This window comes from Faecalimonas sp. LCP19S3_D12 (assembly GCF_052121495.1).
GTDB lineage: Bacteria > Bacillota > Clostridia > Lachnospirales > Lachnospiraceae > Faecalimonas.
Map to the genome: position 1 here is coordinate 26,716 of NZ_JBQKED010000025.1, position 21,716 is coordinate 48,431.

23 protein-coding genes are annotated in these 21,716 nt (G+C 41.0%); 4 read left to right on the plus strand and 19 right to left on the minus strand.

Annotated elements, in window-relative coordinates; genetic code table 11:
• Positions 1-19: 19 nt before the first annotated feature.
• From ACTQXY_RS09115 to ACTQXY_RS09130, 4 genes are read right to left on the minus strand one after another with little or no spacing between them, the layout of a single operon-like run.
• Entirely contained in the window at positions 20-925 is a 906-nt protein-coding gene (locus tag ACTQXY_RS09115; protein ID WP_441659198.1) for a DNA/RNA non-specific endonuclease, read from the minus strand.
• 14 nt (positions 926-939) lie between these two features.
• The gene (locus tag ACTQXY_RS09120; protein WP_441659199.1) at positions 940-1,944 is read right to left on the minus strand and encodes an ATP-binding protein; all 1,005 of its coding nucleotides are present in this window, start codon (positions 1,942-1,944) and stop codon (positions 940-942) included.
• Entirely contained in the window at positions 1,941-2,615 is a 675-nt protein-coding gene (locus tag ACTQXY_RS09125) for a winged helix-turn-helix domain-containing protein (protein WP_441659200.1), read from the minus strand. Before ACTQXY_RS09125 ends, ACTQXY_RS09120 begins: the two co-directional genes overlap by 4 nt.
• Positions 2,616-2,660: 45 nt before the next feature.
• A complete protein-coding gene (locus ACTQXY_RS09130; protein ID WP_441659201.1) occupies positions 2,661-3,857 on the minus strand; it encodes a transglutaminase domain-containing protein in 1,197 nt (398 codons plus the stop codon).
• A 77-nt stretch (positions 3,858-3,934) separates the two neighbouring features.
• Here ACTQXY_RS09130 and ACTQXY_RS09135 point away from each other — a divergent pair, with 77 nt between their 5' ends.
• Positions 3,935-5,200: a peptidoglycan-binding protein gene (locus tag ACTQXY_RS09135; protein WP_441659202.1), complete on the plus strand. Its 1,266-nt coding sequence runs from the start codon at positions 3,935-3,937 to the stop codon at positions 5,198-5,200.
• A 78-nt stretch (positions 5,201-5,278) separates the two neighbouring features.
• Here the strand turns inward: ACTQXY_RS09135 and rseP are convergent, their stop codons facing one another.
• From rseP to pyrH, 6 genes are all read right to left on the minus strand, one after another.
• Positions 5,279-6,307, minus strand: a complete 1,029-nt coding sequence (gene rseP / locus ACTQXY_RS09140) for an RIP metalloprotease RseP (RefSeq protein WP_441659203.1) — start codon at positions 6,305-6,307, stop codon at positions 5,279-5,281.
• A 1-nt stretch (position 6,308) separates the two neighbouring features.
• Positions 6,309-7,451: a 1-deoxy-D-xylulose-5-phosphate reductoisomerase gene (gene dxr, locus ACTQXY_RS09145; RefSeq protein WP_441659204.1), complete on the minus strand. Its 1,143-nt coding sequence runs from the start codon at positions 7,449-7,451 to the stop codon at positions 6,309-6,311.
• A 15-nt stretch (positions 7,452-7,466) separates the two neighbouring features.
• Positions 7,467-8,270, minus strand: a complete 804-nt coding sequence (locus ACTQXY_RS09150; RefSeq protein ID WP_004613961.1) for a phosphatidate cytidylyltransferase — start codon at positions 8,268-8,270, stop codon at positions 7,467-7,469.
• On the minus strand, positions 8,271-8,984 hold the full coding sequence (locus ACTQXY_RS09155) for an undecaprenyl pyrophosphate synthase (protein WP_441659205.1): 714 nt from the start codon (positions 8,982-8,984) through the stop codon (positions 8,271-8,273). It lies immediately after the preceding gene.
• A 97-nt stretch (positions 8,985-9,081) separates the two neighbouring features.
• Positions 9,082-9,633: a ribosome recycling factor gene (gene frr / locus ACTQXY_RS09160; protein ID WP_441659206.1), complete on the minus strand. Its 552-nt coding sequence runs from the start codon at positions 9,631-9,633 to the stop codon at positions 9,082-9,084.
• Between the two features lie 23 nt (positions 9,634-9,656).
• The gene (gene pyrH, locus ACTQXY_RS09165) at positions 9,657-10,352 is read right to left on the minus strand and encodes a UMP kinase (RefSeq protein WP_441659207.1); all 696 of its coding nucleotides are present in this window, start codon (positions 10,350-10,352) and stop codon (positions 9,657-9,659) included.
• A gap of 171 nt (positions 10,353-10,523) precedes the next feature.
• On the opposite strand from pyrH, the gene ACTQXY_RS09170 reads away from it, so the two are divergent.
• Positions 10,524-10,919, plus strand: coding sequence for a hypothetical protein (locus tag ACTQXY_RS09170; RefSeq protein WP_441659208.1), 396 nt, complete (start codon positions 10,524-10,526; stop codon positions 10,917-10,919).
• Positions 10,920-10,964: 45 nt separating this feature from the next.
• Here the strand turns inward: ACTQXY_RS09170 and ACTQXY_RS09175 are convergent, their stop codons facing one another.
• Positions 10,965-13,214, minus strand: a complete 2,250-nt coding sequence (locus ACTQXY_RS09175; protein WP_441659209.1) for a DUF4125 family protein — start codon at positions 13,212-13,214, stop codon at positions 10,965-10,967.
• A 199-nt stretch (positions 13,215-13,413) separates the two neighbouring features.
• Between ACTQXY_RS09175 and ACTQXY_RS09180 the strand changes: the two genes are divergently transcribed.
• Entirely contained in the window at positions 13,414-14,379 is a 966-nt protein-coding gene (locus tag ACTQXY_RS09180; protein WP_441659210.1) for a C39 family peptidase, read from the plus strand.
• Positions 14,380-14,418: 39 nt separating this feature from the next.
• Here ACTQXY_RS09180 and ACTQXY_RS09185 read toward each other — a convergent pair whose 3' ends face one another.
• From ACTQXY_RS09185 to ACTQXY_RS09220, 8 genes are all read right to left on the minus strand, one after another.
• Positions 14,419-15,369, minus strand: coding sequence for a tRNA-dihydrouridine synthase (locus ACTQXY_RS09185; RefSeq protein WP_441659211.1), 951 nt, complete (start codon positions 15,367-15,369; stop codon positions 14,419-14,421).
• 17 nt (positions 15,370-15,386) lie between these two features.
• Positions 15,387-17,012 carry a hypothetical protein gene (locus tag ACTQXY_RS09190; RefSeq protein ID WP_441659212.1) on the minus strand — a complete coding sequence of 542 codons (1,626 nt, stop codon included), beginning with the start codon at positions 17,010-17,012 and terminating at the stop codon, positions 15,387-15,389.
• On the minus strand, positions 17,005-17,706 hold the full coding sequence (locus ACTQXY_RS09195; protein WP_441659213.1) for an ATP-binding cassette domain-containing protein: 702 nt from the start codon (positions 17,704-17,706) through the stop codon (positions 17,005-17,007). Before ACTQXY_RS09195 ends, ACTQXY_RS09190 begins: the two co-directional genes overlap by 8 nt.
• A gap of 103 nt (positions 17,707-17,809) precedes the next feature.
• Entirely contained in the window at positions 17,810-19,213 is a 1,404-nt protein-coding gene (locus ACTQXY_RS09200; RefSeq protein ID WP_441659214.1) for a GH25 family lysozyme, read from the minus strand.
• A gap of 15 nt (positions 19,214-19,228) precedes the next feature.
• Entirely contained in the window at positions 19,229-19,702 is a 474-nt protein-coding gene (locus ACTQXY_RS09205; protein WP_441659215.1) for a pyridoxamine 5'-phosphate oxidase family protein, read from the minus strand.
• Positions 19,699-20,289: a GNAT family N-acetyltransferase gene (locus ACTQXY_RS09210; RefSeq protein ID WP_441659216.1), complete on the minus strand. Its 591-nt coding sequence runs from the start codon at positions 20,287-20,289 to the stop codon at positions 19,699-19,701. Before ACTQXY_RS09210 ends, ACTQXY_RS09205 begins: the two co-directional genes overlap by 4 nt.
• Before the next feature lies 1 nt (position 20,290).
• Positions 20,291-20,680 (minus strand): BlaI/MecI/CopY family transcriptional regulator, encoded by a 390-nt coding sequence (locus ACTQXY_RS09215; protein WP_004613977.1) that lies wholly within the window; start codon positions 20,678-20,680, stop codon positions 20,291-20,293.
• A 16-nt stretch (positions 20,681-20,696) separates the two neighbouring features.
• Positions 20,697-20,957 (minus strand): hypothetical protein, encoded by a 261-nt coding sequence (locus ACTQXY_RS09220; protein WP_441659217.1) that lies wholly within the window; start codon positions 20,955-20,957, stop codon positions 20,697-20,699.
• 276 nt (positions 20,958-21,233) lie between these two features.
• On the opposite strand from ACTQXY_RS09220, the gene ACTQXY_RS09225 reads away from it, so the two are divergent.
• Complete coding sequence (locus ACTQXY_RS09225) at positions 21,234-21,605, plus strand: GntR family transcriptional regulator (protein WP_004613979.1); 372 nt, start codon at positions 21,234-21,236, stop codon at positions 21,603-21,605.
• Positions 21,606-21,716: the final 111 nt, after the last annotated feature.

Consider the following 21,716-nt stretch of genomic DNA (forward strand, 5'->3'; position numbering starts at 1 on the left):
ACTGGTTTTATTTGTTTTTTTATGGCTTACATCTGCCACATGGTTCATATCCCTTTTGAATCAATTCTTCTCTGGTTCCCTCATAGGTCTCTTTATTTTTTTCCTTCATATCTTTGACGCTTGAACAGGTTGGTTTGTGGAACTTCTTATTGTTCGTGTTCAAAACGTAACTCTCTATCTGATTATCTGAAGCCTGATTTGTTTGTTCTGTATCTGTTTCATGGCTGTCTCCGGTTGCATAATCAATCTCAATCCCAGGCTGTACATTGTACACATACACATGAAAGGAAAGTCCTTCTCCTTCATCTTCCACAGACTCTGCCTCCATCTCCACGCCGGATGCAACAAGATTATCCCCCTCATAAATCGGTGTTACACGGTAACGGACATGATGTTCTGTCTCTTTTATATAATCTGCCACCATGTTTTCAAATGGAAGCATTCCATCCACATTCATATATCTTGTCCCTGTAATGAGATTCTTTTCATTGGCATTTTCCGCAGTGAGCTGATAGCCGATCAAATGACACCGATTATACAAATACTTTCCATCTACATTATCATACTTGACCGTATGCCATCCGGATGGTTTGATCTGCCCGATTTTTCCTCTTTCCTCATTTGGCATCAACTCTTTTCCAATCATCGCTTCCGCCACGCCACATCTGCCTTTTGCATCCAGTTCACTGTAAGACTCAAACACATCTTCAGCAAGTTCTGCCTCCGTAAAATCCGGTTTGTTATCATGAATCGTGACATAGGGTTGTCCCGCATATTCCGGTACTGACTCAACCTCAATATGCTTTGTCACTTCAATCTGCTGACCATCGTTTTGTGCGGTTTTATTCAAGTTCTCGCAGCTTGTCACAGAAAACAGCAGTAATACTGCCAGACAAGCCGCTATTTTTTTTCTTATGTTACTCATCTTGCTTCTCCCTTTTACTCTAATCGAAAATCATCACGGTTCAAATTCAAAAAGATTTTTGTTCCTTTTGACACTTCCGATGATATATAAATTCTATGATTTAATTTATCGACGATGCTTTTGCAAAGATATAAGCCGATTCCCGTCGATTTCTTATCTGTTCTCCCGTTATACCCGGTAAATCCTTTTTCAAACACACGCGGAAGATCTTCCTGCCAAATACCAATTCCAGTATCTTCTATCACCAGTACATTCTCTTTCTTTGGTTCTAAATAAATAGAAATCGTTCCTTCATTCGTGTACTTCAGTGCGTTGGATAAAATCTGTTCGACAACAAGGCCAAGCCACTTTTCATCTGTCAGTATCTTATTCTCAATCGGCTCATATTTCAGTTTTATTTTCTTGAGAATAAATAACTTAGAGTATTTTTTTACTGCAGGTTTGATAATCTCATCCATCGAGTACCACTGCAGCTTTAAGTCTGATGCCATATTCCCCAAACGGATATAAGACAGTGCCATCTCCACATACTGTTCAATTTTAAATAGCTCCATCTCAAGCTCAGTGCGTTTTTCAAATGAAATCTCCTCAGCAGCCTGAAGTAAAATCCGCATTGCGGCAATCGGTGTTTTGATCTGATGCACCCAAAGACTGTAGTAATCAAGCATTTCTTTTCTAGCGATATTGTTATCAGACTCTATTTTCGCTTTCCCCTCGAACAGTGTATTCACCATCTCCTGATAATACCTCTCCACCAGATCCTCAGGTTCTCCATCCTCCGGGACACAGATATTGATATTGAGATACTGTTCCTCCATCCGCTTACATTTTCCATAATATTTCACAAAATCAACAGCAAGAAGAATCACCTCCACACTAAAACAAAGTGCAAATGCATACCACACGGTGTCTGCCGGTATATCATACAACATTAAAATGACTGTAAAAATCACAGCGAAACTAAAGCTAATTCCTATCCATCTTTTATTTTTCTTCCAGTATGATCTGAATTCTTTCATATCTCTATAATATATCCAATCCCTTTCTTTGTCTTTATAAACTCTACAGCAGCAAGCTCAGCAAGTTTCCTCCTAAGCCTTGTGACATTGACTGTCAGTGTATTGTCATCCACAAAAGCATCGCTCTCCCAAAGTGCCGTCATCAACTCTTCTCTTGTCACAATTTTTCCTGCATGCTCCATCAAAACCTGCAAAATCTTAAATTCATTTTTAGTCAATTCCGCCTTTTTTTCTTTATAGCTTACAATCCCATCATTCAGATTCAGCAACAGTCCCTGATGCTCTAAAACATTTAAATTCCCCTGAAATGAGTAGGCTCTTCGCAGCATTGCCTGCACTTTGGCTGTCACAACATTCAGGTCGAATGGTTTTTCAATAAAATCATCGCCGCCCATATTCATCGCCATCACAATATTCATATTATCGGATGCCGACGACAAAAATACAATCGGTGTCTTTGCTATTTTCCGTATCTCCGTACACCAGTGAAACCCATTAAACAGCGGCAATATAATATCCATCAGCACCAGCTGCGGCTCAAACTCCAAAAAATCATTCATCACATTTTTAAAATCTTTGACATAGCGCACTTCATAGTCCCATTTTTCCAAATGACTGCTCAGTGTCTTCGCAATCATCATATCATCTTCTACAATCAATATCTTATACATGGTACTCCTCCTTCTTCGCTCTCTATTGTAACACATAAAAGTGGATTATTCATAGCTCCAGAAAATGCTGATTTTATGCAATATTTCTTCGTCTTTATAGGAGTATTCCACACGGGACAACTGATATAATTTTCCCAGATGCTCCGCAGCCTCTTTCACCAGCTTTTCCAAAATCAGTCCTTTTGCCTCTGTATATACCGATTCATTTGCAAATTTAAAAACAATCTGACTCTGCTTATTCTGAATGCTCTCTTTCATCTTTGCAAGGATGATATCTTTTTCATATGTCTCATAATACATCCCATTCATCACATAATAATTCGCATCTTTAGCCGTGCATTTTGGAAGTGTAATCACACCGTCGGGCGTATGTGTCTGAAACAATTCCTCCCCCGAGATACAGAGGTAATCATAAACAATATTTGTGTCCACTTCCTCTAAATACACCGGGTCTCCCCATGTCGTATCCACGTAGTAATAGTCTCCTCCACAAGAAACCAAATTCCACGCATGCGGCACCTCTTCACTTGATTCAGGACGCTTTGCTGTCCCTGTCACATAAGTGCAAAATACATTCAACCGCTCCAATAAATACTGTGTCGTTCTCGCATAGCCTGCGCATACAGATTCCCCGTTAACCAATACACTGTAAATATTCTGATTGTCTGAGGCTCCTTCCCAGTAATTCGTATGATTGATCACATATTCATATACATATTGAATTTTTTCATACTCTGCCCCATCCTTCGGCGCTCCATCAAGCATTTCCTGCGTTCTTGCATCAATCTCTTTTTGTTTTTGCTCCCGCTCTTCTTGTCCATACTGATATTCAGGACTTAGAACAGAATAGCTTTCTGTTCCTTTTTGGTAAATCGTTGTCTTTCCTCTTCCGTCACACCAGAAAATCTCCGGATAATCATTGAGCACAAATTGAAACAACTGATTGTTCTTTTTTGCCTCTGCACTGTGTAGATAAATTTCCCCGTTTCCATCCAACACCCCTTGCAAAATTTCCTGATACACCACTTTGTCTTCTTCAGACAACGATTCATAATAATATTTTTGTGCCGGATTCTTCTCTTTCAAATCAACCTTTTGATACGGAATTTCATTTCGCTTTTCATAGCTGCTTTTCCATTTTAATCCATATGTTCCAACCAGCCCCAGAACAATAACGGCAACTGCACTCATTCCAATACCCAAAATCATTCCGAGACAACCTCTCTTCTTTTTTCTCGCCATGTTTCTCTCCTCTTTTATTCACAATCCCTTTTTTTCAGAATATCATAACAGTAATAGATTTCCTATGAGGTATTTTTATGAATCGTATCACTACCGCACAGATTGACAACGCTGATAAAGGAAAACTGCAGATCAATGTCACCTCTGACATGACTTCTTATCCAATCTCAGAAGCCAAAATATCCATTACTTATACCGGCGTTCCCGAATCTCCGATCGAAGAATTGACAACCGATTCCTCAGGACAGACCGAAGTGTTGGAATTAGATACACCACCACTTGAATACAGCCTAAATCCAACTATCGAATACCAGCCATATTCCGAATACACTCTGAACGTGTCTGCTCCTGGCTTCGAACCACTAAGCATCGCCGGAGCAGAGATCCTTCCGGATGTCACCGCCATTCAGAATATTACTATGCACCCGATGACCGATCCAGAACCTCCGGAAGATGTATTTGTCATTCCCGCTCACACGTTATATGGAGAATATCCACCTAAAATTCCAGAAGATGAAATCAAGCCTCTGCAGGAAACCGGCGAAATTGTACTAAGCCGGGTTGTCGTACCGGAATACATTGTCGTGCACGACGGCTCTCCACGAGACAGCACTGCCAAAAACTACTATGTCAAATATAAAGATTATATCAAAAATGTGGCATCCAGCGAAATTTATGCCACATGGCCACAGGATACTATCCGTGCAAATGTGCTCGCGATTATGTCATTTACACTAAACCGCGTCTATACCGAATGGTACAGAAACCAGGGATACGACTTTACAATCACTTCCTCAACTGCCTTCGACCACAAATGGATTCCAGAACGGAACGTCTTTGATACAATCTCAGAAATCGTAGATGAGCAGTTTGCAAGCTATCTGTCCCGTCCAAATGTCAGGCAGCCAATTTTGACTCAATACTGTGACGGCAGGCGTGTCCAATGTCCAAACTGGATGACACAGTGGGGTTCCAAGGCACTCGGCGACCAAGGATACTCACCGATTGAAATTCTGCGCTACTATTACGGTGACAATATGTACATTAATACTGCTCAGGAAATTTCGGGCGTTCCTTCCTCGTGGCCTGGCTATACTCTTTCCAATGGTTCTTCCGGGGACAAAGTTCGTCAGATGCAGGAACAACTCAATGTGATTGCCGATGCCTATCCTGCAATTCCAAAAGTTACTGTGGACGGTATCTATGGTCCTGCGACCGCTGCCTCTGTGCGAAAATTCCAATCCGTCTTTGGACTCCCTGAAACGGGAACAGTCGATTATCGCACATGGTATAAAATCTCCGAAATTTACGTAGGAGTCTCCAGAATTGCTGAGCTCGTGTAAGGCAACACCTTCAATTAGGGACAGGGGTATGTTCAATTGGGGACGTAGTAAAATTGAATTTTACTACGTCCCCAATTGTTAAAATAATCTCTTTATATCGTTAAACATCACGAATATCATCAGCGCAAACAACAGCATCAATCCCGCGAAATGCACCATACCTTCTTTATCCGGCGGCACTCGTTTGCCTCGTATCGCCTCAATAAACAAAAACACAAGTCTTCCGCCATCCAATGCCGGAAATGGTATCAGATTCATCACACCAAGGTTGGCTGATAATAAGATTGCAATATTCATCAACTCTATAATCACAACCGATAATCCATATGATTTACTCTGCTCATACGTATTTCCGACCATGTCAACGATACCAACGGGTCCGGATAGCTGATCAACTCCCACCTGCCCGGTGACAAGCATCTTCAAGCTTTCTAAAGTAGTACAGATCCAGAATTTCACCTCATAAGCTCCATACTGCAACGCCGTGAACAGATTCGCCTCTTCGTTCTTGCCAGGAGGTATCAACCCTAGTTTGTATGCTCCGTTTTCGTCTTTCTGAGGCGTGATTGTCACCTCATGTTTTTCCCCATCGCGCTCATATGTGAGGTCTACCGTTTCCCCCGGATGGAATACATTAAAGTAAAGCACCTCACGCCAAACATTAATTTTCTTTCCATTCATCTTAAGAATCTGGTCTCCAGCCTGCATTCCTTCTGCCTCCGCAGAATATCCTGGTGTCACACCGGAAATCACCGGTTTATCATAGCCAACCCACGCAACCAGTATTACCGCAAAAATAAATGCCAATATAAAATTAAAAATCGGTCCGGCCGCAATAACAGAAATTCTTGCCCAGACAGGCTTTGTGTTAAAACTTCCCTCGGACATATCCTCCACATCATCTTCTCCCATCATACAGGAGCCTCCGATTGGAAGCAGTTTGATCGAATACCTTGTATCTCCGGCTACTTTACTGAACAATCGGGGACCCATTCCGATAGAAAACTCCTCCACATGGATCCCATTCTTTTTCGCCAGCAAAAAATGCCCTAGTTCATGGATTGTCACAATCAGTCCGAACACCAATATTGCAAGTATAATTCCCATTTTACCACCTGCTTTCTATCTGTTCATATACTTCTTGTTCCGTCTGTAAAATCTCATCTACCGATGGATCTGCTATCGTTTTGTGCGCCTGCATACAGTGCTCGATAATCTCTGGTATCTCCAGATACTTAATCTTTCGATCCAAAAACTTACTAACTGCAAGTTCATTCGCCCCATTGAATACCGTCGGAAGTGATCCTCCCTCTTTTCCCGCTTCAAATGCAAGACGAAGTCCATAGAACGTCTCCATATCCGGTTTTTCAAATGTCAGCTTTGACAATTCTGCAAAATCCAATCTGTCTCCCGGCAGAAATCTTCTCTCCGGATAATATAATGCATACTGTATCGGCAGTTTCATATCCGGTGTTCCAAGCTGCGCTATGATCGCGCCGTCCACATATTCCACCATCGAATGAATGATACTCTGCGGATGCACAACGACCTCAATCTGATCAAGTGACACATCAAAAAGCCATTTTGCTTCAATGACTTCCAGACCTTTATTAACCAATGTAGAGGAATCGATTGTAATCTTTCTTCCCATTTCCCAATTTGGGTGTTTCAGTGCATCTTCCACCTGAATATTGAGAAGTTCTTCTCTTGTCTTTTGGCGGAAAGGTCCGCCCGAGGCCGTCAGTAGAATCTTATGAAGCGCTTTCTCCTGTCCCCCCTGAAGAGACTGAAAAATGGCGCTGTGTTCACTGTCCACTGGAAGAATTGCCACCTGATATTCTTTTGCAAGCGGCATAATGATATGTCCCGCTGTCACCAGTGTCTCTTTATTCGCAAGTGCAATGTCTTTTCCTGCCTTGATTGCCTCAATTGTTGGACGAATCCCAATCATTCCAACAATCGCAGTCACAAGGATCTCACTTTCTTCCATAACAGACAGTTCAATGAGTCCCTCCATGCCTGACACAATTTTGATATCCAGATCCTTCACATTCTCACGCAGCTCTTTTGCGCGCTCCTCGGTCCATACTGCCGCCATCTTCGGATGAAATTCCCGAATCTGTCTCTCCAAAAGTTTGATGTTATTCCCTGCTGCAAGTCCAAGTACCTCTATATCCTTATTTTCTCGGACAACTTCTAACGTCTGTGTTCCTATGGATCCTGTAGATCCCAGTATTGCTATTTTCTTCATGAAACATCCTTTCTTTTATCGCATCAATGCGACCGCCATATAATAAATAATCGGTGCTGTAAAGATCACACTGTCAAATCGGTCTAAAATTCCACCGTGTCCAGGAATCAGTTTTCCGTAATCTTTAATATCATGGTTACGCTTGATAGCAGATGCAGCCAAATCTCCCACCTGGGAAATCATTCCGCCAACACCGCAAATAACCGCATATTCTAACGCATTTGCATCCGCTCCTGATGCAAACTGATTGATTGCAAGTGCATAAATTACTCCCAAAAGTGCTGCCCCGAGAATTCCCCCGATACCGCCCTCAATAGACTTTTTCGGGCTGAGCTTCGGCGCCATCTTATGCTTTCCAATCAGCATTCCGACACAGTAAGCACAAGTGTCACATCCCCATGAACAAAGGATAATGAGCCACACTAAATATGCCCCCTGCGTAAGCTCTCGCGTCTGGTAAACATAAGATAACATCACTGCCACATAAAACAGTCCGAAAAACGTAATCATAATCTGTTCCGATCGATACTTCGGATATGAAAATACATACACCGCCATAATGGCAACTAAAAATGCAATCGTAAGTAATGTCACCATATCAGCTCTTCCCATACGGATCATCCCATAATAGACGATACACGCCGCATAGCCTACCACACCAAGTAATGTGTTGTGCACTTTCAGCACTTTATATAATTCACTCATTCCAATCAGACTGATCAGCAGCACTGTTGCGAACAGGATATCACCTCCACTGATGATTGTCACCAATGCGATTAGGACAAGCAAAATTCCACTTAGTAATCTTGTCTTAAACATCTATTCTTCTCCTTCCTTCACGCCCCCAAAACGTCTGTCTCTACTATTATAATGCTCAATGGCTTTTTTCAATTCCTCTTTCGTAAAATCCGGCCACAATACATCTGTAAAATAAAATTCACTGTACGCAAGCTGCCATAACAAATAGTTCGATAACCGCTGTTCCCCACTTGTGCGGATCAGAAGATCTGGATCCGGAATACCATGTGTATCCAAATACTGTTCAAATACTGTTTCGCTGATTTCGTCTGCATGCAAACGTCCTTCCTTACAGTCTGTACACATCTTTTTCATCGCACGGATCATCTCATCACGGCTTCCGTAATTTAATGCAATTTGAAAATTCAATCCATCATTATTCTTTGACGCTTCCTCAAGCTCATCGATTCTTTTTCGAATATCATCATCCAGAGCGGTCTTGTCGCCAATCACCCGCACTTTCATACGGTTTTTCTCTGCCGTTTTCAGGCAGGTTTTCATATAATTTCTGAGAAGTTTCATCAATGCATCCACTTCACTTTTCGGTCTGCTCCAGTTCTCCGTCGAAAACGCATAGACTGTCAGATATTTGATTCCCATCTTATATGCCTCTTCACAGATGCGCTCCACATTCTTGCTTCCCTGTGCATGCCCATAGTTTCTTGGCATCCCTTTTTTCTTTGCCCAACGACCATTTCCATCTAAAATAATCGCCACGTGCTGTGGTACGTTCATACAACGCCCTCCTTTTCTTTTGGTGCATACTGTCAAAGAAGATAAGCAAAGTCTGCATCCTAGCATTCCTCACTTATCTTCTCGCTCCTCTTATCTCTTAAACAGTAAGAACTTCTTTTGATTTTGCTTCTACTGATTTATCTACTTCTTTGATGTATTTATCTGTTAATTTTTGTAATTCTTCTTCTAATCCTTTGATCTCGTCTTCAGAAACATCGCTTCCTTTTAACTTCTTAAATGCGTCATTTCCATCACGACGGATATTTCTGACTGCAACTTTTGCTGCCTCACCTTTTTTCTTCACATCTTTTACAAGTTCTTTTCTTCGTTCTTCTGTCAGTTCCGGGAACACAAGACGAATCACTGTACCGTCATTTGTCGGATTGATTCCGATATCTGATGTCAGGATTGCCTTTTCAATCTCTTTTACCATACTCTTTTCCCATGGCTGAATCTGAATCATACGAGCCTCTGGGACAGAGATATTTGCCACCTGCTGAATTGGTGTTGCTGAACCGTAATAATCTACTGTCAGTTTATCCAAAATGTGTGGGTTAGCGCGCCCTGCACGGATTGTTGCAAGCTCTGCATCCAGACTGTGTAATGTTTTCTGCATCTTTGTATCATATATCTGTAATTTTTCGTTCATAATCATATCCTCCAAATTCTCTCTTATACTGTCACTTTTGTTCCTGTGAATGTACCTTTCATTGTCTCAACAATACTGTTTTCTTCATTCAATCCGAAGACTAACATCGGCATCTTATTCTCCATACATAAAATAGACGCCGCAAGATCTACAGCCGCAAGACGTTTGTCGATCGTCTCCTGAATTGTAATCTCATCGTATTTTTTCGCATCCGGGTTCAACTTCGGATCGCTGTCGTAAATACCGTCAATTGCCTTTGCAAGCAGCATTGCATCTGCCTCAATCTCAATCGCACGAAGAACTGCTCCTGTATCTGTTGAAAAATATGGGTGTCCTGTTCCTCCTGCAAAGAAAATAACCTTTCCACTGTTTAACGCCTCAACTGCTGCGTCTTTTGAAAACAGACTTGTAAATGCGCCGCATGTAAACGGTGTGAAAATCTCTGTCTTCATTCCAACATGTCTGAAAATATCAGATACGTAAATACAGTTCATAACCGTTGCAAGCATTCCAATCTGGTCTGCCTTTGTGCGGTCGATCGTCTCACTTGTTCTTCCTCTCCAGAAGTTCCCGCCGCCTGTCACAATTGCGACCTGAATCCCATCGTCTACCAACTGCTTTACCTGATTGGCAACCCCAATACAAGTTGCCTCATCAAAACCAGTCTTTTTATCTCCTGCTAAAGCTTCCCCGCTCAGCTTTAATAACACTCTTTTCATATGTCTGCTCCTTATTCTATTTTTTCCTCTTGTGTTTCATTATTATATCATAAAGCTTTCTTCGTGCACAGTCTATTTTGCTATCCTTTTAGAAAATTTTAACTTTTATTTATATTTAAACCATATTTTTTCCCATCCAAACATGCTATGATACTTTCAGAGGTGAACAATATGAAGGAAAAATTACAACATTTTATGATGGGACGCTATGGCATCGATTCATTTTCCAAATTTTTGCTTGGAGTGACTGTTTTCTTCTGTGTCATAGATTTATTTTTTCATAGCGTCGTTTTGAATTCCTGGACACTGCTTTTACTCATTTATACCTATTATCGTGTGTTCTCAAAGAACCATAACAAACGATATCAGGAAAATATGAGATTCTTACAGATAAAGAATAAGCTTTTAGCAAGATTCCAGCGTGAAAAATCACACATGCAGCAGCGGAAAACACATCATATTTATACTTGTCCGACATGTAAACAAAAGATCCGCATTCCAAAAGGAAAAGGACGTATCTGCATTACCTGTCCAAAATGTAAGACAGAATTCACACGGACAAGTTAAAAAACAGCATCGGTTACACAGCTTTGTGAACCGGTGCTATTTTTGTCATTTCTGAGATTGTTCTGCATCTTCCAGCGTCTTATATCCATAAAATGTCGTTGTATAGCGCATGATTTCTTCTGTCATATTTTTTTGTTCCTGTACAAACGCCACAATACGTCTTCCATAGAGCACCAATGTCTGCATAGAATATGTCTTAAGTTCTCCCCGCAGATAAGTCTCAAAAGAAATATCATACAGTGTATCTTCCGATGTGTGGATGATTCTTGCCTGTTCGGACAGGTGCGGATATTTTTCGGCAAACTCCTCTCGCCATCCAACCTGAATCGCCACAATCTGCTCAATCATAGCCTGTTTTTCTTCTGAAATCTTTGGAAGTCCCGTGGCAATCGCTTCGTATTCTTTGGGAGCTGTAGACTCCATCATATAAGCATACTTTTCCATCACCAGATTTCTTCCCTGCGCTTTTCCCTCTTGAAGATCCTGCCAGTAACTCTCCAAAAGAGGCAGATCCCATGTCAAAAACTGGCTTTTGCGCATCACATCAAACGTCTCAAAATCATCCTGACACGCAGCACGCCCGCCTGTATTTCTCACATTTTGAAACATCTCCCACTCCATTTCTACAATTTGTTCTATTATCGGATTCATCTCTTCTTTCGCCTCCAAAATTCTTTCCACATGCAATTCCAAAAACGTCTCCTCCCCATATGTCAGGTTTTGTCGTTTCAGTTCTTCTAACAGCCTTGCACAAATTTCTTCCACCACGCTCTCCCGTTCTCCTTCTGAAGAAAGTACCTGTTCAAACAGCGGTTTCAATTCACTTAAGCATTCTAAATTTTCAAGACCTCTCCACGCCCATTTATAATACGGCATATACCTTCGATTCAAAAGATATGCTGTCCGCATTCCTTCCCGCACAAATTCGTCTAGCGCAAGATTTGCTGCTACAATATCATTTCGTTTTTTACATCTTCCATAGTTATACTGCCCGGCTTGTGCTGTCAGCGCAACGGCATTTGCAAGTCTTCGTTTCCAGACAGCAAATGGCATTCCATTTTGCAGTTGTTCCCGAATTGCCGAAAATTCTCCCAATGGGTCATCAAACACCTCCCCATTCACTGCCATGGCAAGTTTTTCGTCTTCCATCTCACTCCATGCACCGTTTCCGGTAAACTCTTCATAAAATTCAGGAATACTTAGCACTCCCACACGTCCGCCTCCTCGCTTTGAAGTATTCCGTGCCGGATAACCCATAAAAGCCTTCGGGAGCGCCTCATATGCTTCCTGCATCTTTTGACCTACTTTTTCATAGTCTTCCTCCGTAAGCCAAAGACAGAATCCCGGTCCAAAATCATGGTCCTTTGACCACATGTCGTCAAACCCGAGACACTCTGAGCCATGCCCGACAAGACCTGCTGCCACACGATCTGCATATTCCGGAAATTGCTCTTTTAGCATCGCTTTCCCGTAAGTCTCATAGTAGCATTTTGACAATTCGAGACCTGAAATCTCTTTTTTCAGTCTTCGTATGTTCTCATAAGTTTCTTTCGCCTCTTTTTTCAGATACTCTGCCTCTTTTGCAAATCCAGCTTCTGAAAGCACAATCGCGCAGTTCTCACAAGTCATTGCATAAGACTCATTCTTCCCAAAATGCACCAAAATCTCCCCCAATGCTTCTGTATAAGCCGAAATTGCTTTTTCCATTTCTCCCTGCTCATAGTGCCCCTGTGCAAGAAGTGCCAACGCACCGCAATAGTGAGCATCTTTTTCTTCACATTCCTCGAATCGTTCAATCGCTCTCTGCACATATTCAACCCCTTGTGCAAATTCTTTCTTTTCATAGCAGACTGACGCCAGATTTGCATAGGTTGTCGCCTCTTCCACTTTATGATCCGGAAGGTTTCTAACAATTGCAAGCGCCTGCAAAAGACAACGCTCTGCCGTCCCATAGTCTTCTTTTTGCTGAAATGCCATACTCATATTATTATAAAGTCCCGCCAAACGCTCATCTTGAATTCCAAGATTTTTTAAAATCTGTTCCGCTGCTCGGTACATCGCAATCGCCTTTTCGCACATACCTGCAGCCCGATATGCGGTCGCCGCATTCAAAAGTGTCGTCCCATGCGCCTCACTTCCCTGTAAACCAAGCTCTTCCACCAGTTCCAACATCTCTTTTGAAATCTTTAGCGCCTCCTCATAGTTGCTGATACTTCTATAGTAACCAATCTGTTCATTTCCCTGAACCAATCTTTCCATTGTTCCTGGGGCTATCTGTTTGTTTTCTTCCTGCATTTTGTTTCCTCATTTCCTGCCGTCTCCCGCATTCTTTTACACTATTTTTTATTATAGCCAATTTCATGCAGTAACACAACCTGCAGAAATTCTGCAACGTAATCTTAATTTATTTTAATAAATTTATTACTTTTCATTAAACACTTTTTTCGTCATATGCGTTATAATATTCCATTATGTACAAGAGAGGACTTTATTTATGAATTCAAGACATTTAGATCATATAAATTACAGTTACACTGATTCAGAACGTGCAAAAAGAAATGCACTTAGAAAACGCAGAAGGAAGCAACTTCTCATACGAAGATGCATCATTTTTGTTATCGCTCTGCTTTTTCTGATACTCTTGGAGAAATCAGTATTCTCTATTAAAGAAAAATTATTTTCAAAGGCAACGTCTTCGGAAGGGAACAATACTTCTGCAAAAAAATCAAAGAAAAAAATTGAATTTACACCGATTCCATCTGACACTGCTTTATTGCCTTCCGATGTCGTGACAAACTTGAACAACATGGCCGCAAACGACAAACATGTCGCAGAAATTGTGAACCACTATGACCAGTATCCTGCTGATTTGCTGGAACTGCTCTCAAAAAATACTGAGGCAACTGATTTCGTTCTAAATTACCCGTCTGAAAAGGACAAGCCTTGTGCTGATACAATCGGTGATGTCACAAAAGGGGTAATTCCGCACCTTCTTCAATGGGATACACGATGGGGCTACGGAATCTATGGTGATAATTTCCTCGCCATCAATGGCTGCGGACCAACTTCTCTTGCAATGGTAGTTTCCGGACTGACCGGAGACAATACGATCACCCCATATAAGATTGCACAATATGCAGCTTCCAACGGACTCTATGTTCCGGAATCCGGTTCCAGCTGGGAACTGATGCGGGTAGGCGCCAAGCAATATGGAATCACCTCTCAGGAACTTGTATTAGATGAATCTGTTATGGCAAACCAACTCGCTTCTGGGCACCCGATTATCTGTAGTATGCGTCCCGGAGATTTTACTACTACCGGACACTTTATTGTGTTGAACGGATATGAAAATGGACAGTTTCATGTTTTAGACCCAAACAGCAATGCAAACAGTGAAAAGTTGTGGAGCTACGAACGACTTTCTCCACAGATTAACAATCTTTGGGCATTTTCTATTTAAAAAGAAGGAGCCAGATCAAATTGATTCTGACTCCATTCTTTATTTTACTAATTTCTGATTCAGCGGGTAATCTGAAAACAACCTTTCGATACATTCCTCATACACATGCCGTTTTTCTGCCTTTTTGATCTTCTTGGCAGCCTTCTCTGCTCCTTCAAATAAATGTATCATGAAGAACCACAATTCTTTCATCTTAAAAAGAACCGCCCGGTCTCCCGAAAGAACTTCCTGATTCTTCCTGTAAAATTCATCATGAAATGCACGCAATACTTCTTTATCTAAGCTTGTACCCTCACAGATCAGATTCAAAAGTCCTGGATTTACCATCACCCCGCGCCCAAGCATCACGCACTCCACCTGCGGATACTCCTTTTCAAACACTTCAAAATGTGACTTAATAAACAGGTCTCCATTATAGCAAAGCGGGTTTCTACTTTCTCGCACTGCCTGCCCAAATACCTCCATATTTGGTTCGTTCTTATAAAAATCTGCTCTCACCCTCGGATGAATAATCAGTTCTTCCATCTCAAACTTATTATAAATGTTTAAAAGACGCTCAAATTCTTCTGGATGCTCCACCCCGATTCTTGTCTTGATAGAAATCTTTGATTCTGTCCGCTCAAAAATTTCGTATAGAAAACGTTCCAGCTCATCCGGATATCCCAAAAAGCCGGATCCCTTTTTCTTTGCGGTAACTGTCCCTGACGGACATCCCAAATTCAAATTGATTTCTTCATATCCATACTCCCGAAATTCCTGTGCCGTCCGGATAAAATCCTCCGCATTATTAGTCAGAATCTGCGGGACCACACAAAGCCCTTGATTGTGCTGCGGCAGAATTTCTTTCAACTCTTTCGGTTTGAATCCCCGATTTGGATGCGGTACGATAAACGGAGTAAAGTATTTATCCATTGGATGGAAAAAATGATGGTATACATTCCGATAAACATATGTCGTCAGCCCCTCCAACGGCGCCAGATAAAATTTCATAATTGTCTTCTCCTCTTCTAACGAATTTTAAATGTCTTCGGCGCAAACCGAAACACGCAAAAATATGACAGCGGAATAAAGATGATTGTCACAGCAAGCACTCCCAATGTAAACAGCCATGAACCTGTCTGTATCTGCAGACAAAGATAGCATCCAAAATACACCAGTGCATTTACCACCGAAAAAATAGGGCTTTTCACCGTCTTTTCTTCTGTGTACGGCTGCGTGATATAGTACATAAACAGATGAAACAGACAGAAAAATGCGGATAATAGCAAGGAGCCTGCCATCAACGGTATCACTTTCCAAACAGACAGTATCTCACCACACAGAAGTGTCCAAAGAAGAATCATCCCGCAGATTATAGCCGCCGGAACTGCATCTAGCATCAATAATTTTCTAAGGCGTATCTTAAAATTTTTCAAGATTGCATCTGCTTCCCGATAATATCCATATTTCAGCAGACTGATATCACAGTTAAAAAACATTGCCTTACAAATTCTTCCACCTGTGGACTCCAAATACATGACAAATACCATGACCGGCATCATCTGTGTCATCGCCTCGAATGTCTTTTGTTTCATCTCTTCTCCCACAAACAACAACGCCACTGCCCCAATCAATCCAACTGCCAAGATGATGATGATTCTGCTTTTGACCGCTCTTGAAACAATTCTTTTATGGCGTTCAAAGAAGATGGCATTCAAATAGTCATACCCTTCTTTTTCCTCGTATTTTCTGGAGCGCAGTTCCTCTTTGGAAATATCTTTATCCTGAATCTGCACATCTGCAGTCCGAACCTCTTTTACCGCATCATCCTGCTCTAAAAAATCTTTCAGGCTGACCATCTTTTTCGCAAAAATCGTATAGCCCCCATAATTCCACACTTTCGGGAAACAAAACATTCCAACTAACGCCAAACTCAAAAAGACAACAACTTCTGCCATCACATATCTATCCAAAAACAATCTCGGAGCTGCTGCCGCCACTCCATATCCGAGTGCTAATATGATTCCAAACACTAAAAATGTTTTTCCCAAAGATTTCCAAAATACTTTTTTCCCTTTTTTCTCGAAATGTCGATAGTGTTGTAAAATTCCGGCATGCCCAATGTAGCGTGTAAAAAACAACGACACAACAAACAACACAGATTCCGCTCTAAATCCAAACCACAATAGCGGTACTAAAAAACAGATGGTATCTTTCACTCCTTTTAGTACCATCTGGGAGCGATAATGCTGTGCCGCCGGAATCCGCATCACATGCAGCAACACATAATCCTTTTTTGCCCCTTCCGTCAGGTTCGACACCAGAAAACTTCCCGGCAAAAAAGAGAAAATTAAAAACAAGTAGACCATTACTGCTTTTTGATCTACAAAAAGCCCTTCTTTTTGCCAAAAGCCTTGAATCCAATACGCCGGCAGCTTAATCATCAGCAAAAAATACAAAAATGTACCGACAAATGCACCTATCACGGAAAACACAACCGGTATAATACCAATTGCCTTCTTGATATCCGTCTCTCCATACAGACGGTACGGTATTTTCTCTCCGACAAACGGTAATTTTCTCACATAATAGAGCAGAACATTGACCTGCTGCACAAAGACAAGCATCCTTCCCTGAATGATGGTATTAATCATGCTGTTCCTCCTTCAGCGCCTCAAAAATCTTCTCTTCAAATTCAGGCGCCCCAATCATATTGTGGTCAATTGCCTCCAGTTTTCCCTGATTCAAAATGACAATCTCATCACATAGATCCTCTGCAAGTTCCAAAATATGTGTCGAAAAAATAATGATGTGATCTTGCTTCATCGCTTTTAACATCTGCTTGATCTCATGCGCCACAACGACATCAAAAGAAGTCAAAGGCTCATCCAGCAAAATCACCGGAGGTTTCGTAATCAAAAAGCAGATCATCTGCATTTTATTTTTCATTCCATGCGAGTAATCCTTAATCAGACGGTACCAGTCTTCTTCTTTGATCTTAATCATATCAAAGTACTCCGGAATTGACTTTTTATCCTTAATCTTATCTTTATTGATATCAATATAAAACTTGAGAAATTCATATCCGGTCAAAAATTCTGGTAAAATCGGATGCGCATATGTAAATCCGATTTGTGAAAAGTCCAAAATATCATCCGCTCCGTCATATAACGCAATCTCACCGTCACAGGAAATCTCTTTGCTGATACAATTAAAAAGTGTTGTCTTTCCTGCCCCGTTTCTTCCCAACAGGCCATATATCTTTCCTTTTTCAAACACAAAACTTGCACCTTTCAGAACTTGTTTTTGATCAAATGCCTTTCGCACTTCTCTGAGTTCTAACCTCATATCTCCACTTCCTCTCCAAATAAAAAAGTAATATTGTATTATTATTTTAATACAATATTACTTTTTCTTCTTTTATTTGTCAATATATTCTTTTGTACCGACTCTATTGTACAACTTCCAAATAGCTGCTGATACAATATAAAGTCTGTCCATTATATTCTACTCTGGACCACCCTTCGTTCGACACGCCGGTACGCACGATGACTTCTCCATTTTTTAATTCTGCAATAACTTCTGATGGCGACTCCACACTAGGACGGTTGCGAAGATTTGTCACTTCTTTTGCCGTCACATTCTCAGACACATCCGTAAACTTTGTCTTAAACTCACTTTCAGTCTCCTGTGGCGTCACATAACTCAAATCTGTTGTCAGATAATTACTAACACAGTACACAGTCTGCCCATTGTAGATTATTCTCGACCAGCCGTTATTTCCCACTCCTGTTCGAACTGCTGTCTCTCCGTTTTTCATGCTTCCTACGATATTATCATCACTTCCTTGTTCCATCGTACTTCGAAGATTCACCTCGTCTTTTGCCGTAACCTGCTCTTCCACTTCGGTAAAATTGACTCCCACCTCTACATTGGCTTCCACTTGCTCTGCTCCGTTTGCATCTACCGCCTGCTGCGACTGACTATATCCGAAATAAGCAACATTAAAGTCAACTGCACCTTTGATTCCGTCCATCTTTCCCTGATTGGTGTACTGCCACATTACATGGTCACCGGTATAGTCAGATTTTGTTTTTTCCGGCCATGTCTGATCGGAGTACTGTGCAACCCAGATACGATAATTTAAAGAAAGATCATCTGCATTCCACAAATTATTGTCATCCAGTTCATTTTTCGCTGCATAGAACATTCCTGTGTAAGAGCCTTCTTCAATAGATTTGAGAAACGCATCTGCCAGTTTTGTCCGCTCCTCAACCGAAAGATCAAACTGTCTGCTGGACGGATTTTGAAAACCTTCACAATTGTAAGCGACCGGATATGTCACCGGATATCCTGAAAGCAGATTCTTCGTCCATTCCGCCTCCTCTTTTGCCTCTTCCTCTGTCACTGCCGTGGAAAAGAAATAAGCTCCGATTTTCAGCCCATTTTTGGATGCTTCCTGCAGATTGTATTTCGCACAGGCATCTTCTTTAATCTCCCCGTTCTTCATGCCACGGTATCCGACACGGATCATCGCAAAATCAATTCCGCTGTCCGCAACTGCCTTCCAGTCGATATTCCCCTGAAATTCAGAGACATCAATTCCTGTTGTAATCTCATCTGTCTCGTATTGAGATGTCTTCAAGTCCGGAAGCTGTACTTTTGCTTCCTCTTTTTCTTCTTCAATCTTTGCCTGCGGATCTTCCTGCACATTCTCTGCTTTGTTCTCTTTTTTATTCGCAAGCAGAAAATAACAAAAAACAGCCAATCCAATTACAATAATTGCCACACTGACCGAAATCGCAATGATCATCTTTTTGTTTTTACTGTCTTTGCTGAAAAAATTGTTCTGCATCTTTGTATCCTCCTCTTAGCTTCTGCACATCTTTCCGGTGTAAGACTCTGCAATTACTTTTATCACAACCACACTATCTGCCATCTGTTCTGAGATCTCAAACACTTTTCCGGTCTGATGCCACATCAGTTTGGAAAGAGCCAAACACTTTTCCTCTGTATGTTCAAGAATCATCGCTTTTCCATTTCCCATCACACAAGCATATTCATAACCATATGCACAAGGTATATTTGCCTCAATCAGTGCATGTTCACAGTCCATCTCAAAACACACCTTCGAATTTTTCTGAATCGCACGCAGCTTTCTTCCTTCCTTTGCACTGTGAAAATAGAGCGCTAAAGATTCTTTTTCAAATTCATAACCAAAATTTAATGGTACCAGATACAAGCCTTCTTCGTCCTGCATGGCGAGTCTACATACTTTACACTTCTCTATGATATCTCTGATTTCCTCTATGTCTGTGATCTCTCTGTCTTTTCTTCTCATCATATTCCTCTTTTCATTTTATCATATTTCATGTCATCAAACCATATAACTTCCTCCGGTTTTTCCACATGTTCTCCAATATATTTTTCCATCCACACCAAGTCATACCAACGTCCAAATTTGTACCCACATCTGTGAAATCTACCCACAAACCGATATCCCATATGCTTGTGAAACTCTACACTATTTTTGGTCAAATAAGGATCATCATCATTCACATACGCAATGCAGGCATTCAGATTCAATATATTCTGTTCCGATAAAATTTTCTCCAACGCCACATACAGCATTCTTCCAATTCCATCTTTTATCCCATCCTTCCGAACATAAATGGCTGTCTCCACAGAGCGGTCACACGCCTCCCGCTCATTGAACACCCCCGCGTAAGCATATCCAATCAGTTCTCCGTCTCTCTCCGCTACCAAATAGGGATGCCTCTTTAAAATATGTTCTATTCTGTCTCGAAACTCTTCCACCGTCGGAACTTCATACTCGAATGTAATCGCAGTGTGCTTCACATATGGTGCATAAATTTTCAAAAGTTCCTCTGCATCTTCGGGTTTCGCAATTCTGATAACACTCTTTGACATATCACTCCTCCTCTGATTTTGTACTGATCTCATCCAAAAATTCTCTCAGTTCCTTTACATCCTGTCTGGAAAGTTCGTCGCCATCATATAGTGATACGACAAAATTTTTTAAGGAATTACGGTATAGTTTATCTAAAATATGTTTACTCTCTCTTCTCGAAAATTCTTCGTAAGATACAATCGGTTCATAAAAATTAGATTTTCCGTTTTTTTCACAGGAGAGATATCCTTTTTCTACAAGCCTTGACAAAAACGTCAAAATCGACGTCTTTTTCCAGCCTTTTTTTTCTCCAAATACCTCCTCAAGATAGGATGCTGTAATGGAATTCTTATTTTCCGCATTCCATATTGCCATCATAATCTCCTGTTCTGACTCTGAAATCTTTTTCATCTTCACTTCTCCGTTTCTACTCTGTTTTTAAAATAAGCGGCATGAGCTGTTCTGTACAAATACGCTCTTTTACACCGCCCTCCGGACCATAAGAAATTTTCTTTTTCTTTGCGCCGACTTCCTCACCACATACCCAAAAACTTCCATCTTTTTTTCTGATATACATTCTCTCTTCCGCTTCATCAAACCAGACAAATTCAACATCTTCCACTCTTTTATCCGGCGCTAATATATCCATCTCTTTATCATCCGGTCCGCATTCTCCACCGAAACCCATACCGTTTTTCAACCACAGGTAATAAAATAACAATCAGCAAAACAATAAGAGATACAGTTATAGATACTTCCAACACATCAAAAAATAGTTTCTGATACATAGAACCCCTCACTTTCTACATATGTAGTATATTTACATACTACATATGTAGAACAAAAAAGTCAATTATTTTTTCTGCTTTCAATATTTTCCCATCGCAGCAAGGCAAACAGTGTATAACACTTGACAACAGTCTTTAACTGTTATATACTGTTTGCACAAAGGAGGAACACAAGCATGAAACTTATCATAAACAATTCCTCTATGGTTCCCATCTACGAACAGCTTGTAGATCAGATCAAATTGCTCATTCGAAGTGGCGAACTGAGAGAGAATGACATCCTGCCGTCTGTCCGCGCACTATCAAAAGAATTAAAAATCAGTGCACTGACCGTCAAAAAGTCTTATGACACATTAGAGAGTGAAGGCTTTACCGTAACCGTACACGGAAAAGGAACATATGTAAAAGCAGTCAACACCGACCTTTTATTAGAAGAACAAAAGAAAGAGGTGGAGACTGATTTCGAACAGGCAATTCTAAAAGGGAGACGATACGGAATTAGTGATGAAGATTTGAAAAATTTATTTGAATTAATTATGGAGGGATAAAAGATTGAAAATGAGAAGTAGAGGGTATCCATTACCTTAAGCACACGACAAATAAGCCATCTTTCGGTGGCTGCTTTAAAAATTGAATATTGAGAAGTTAAGGTTATGCGG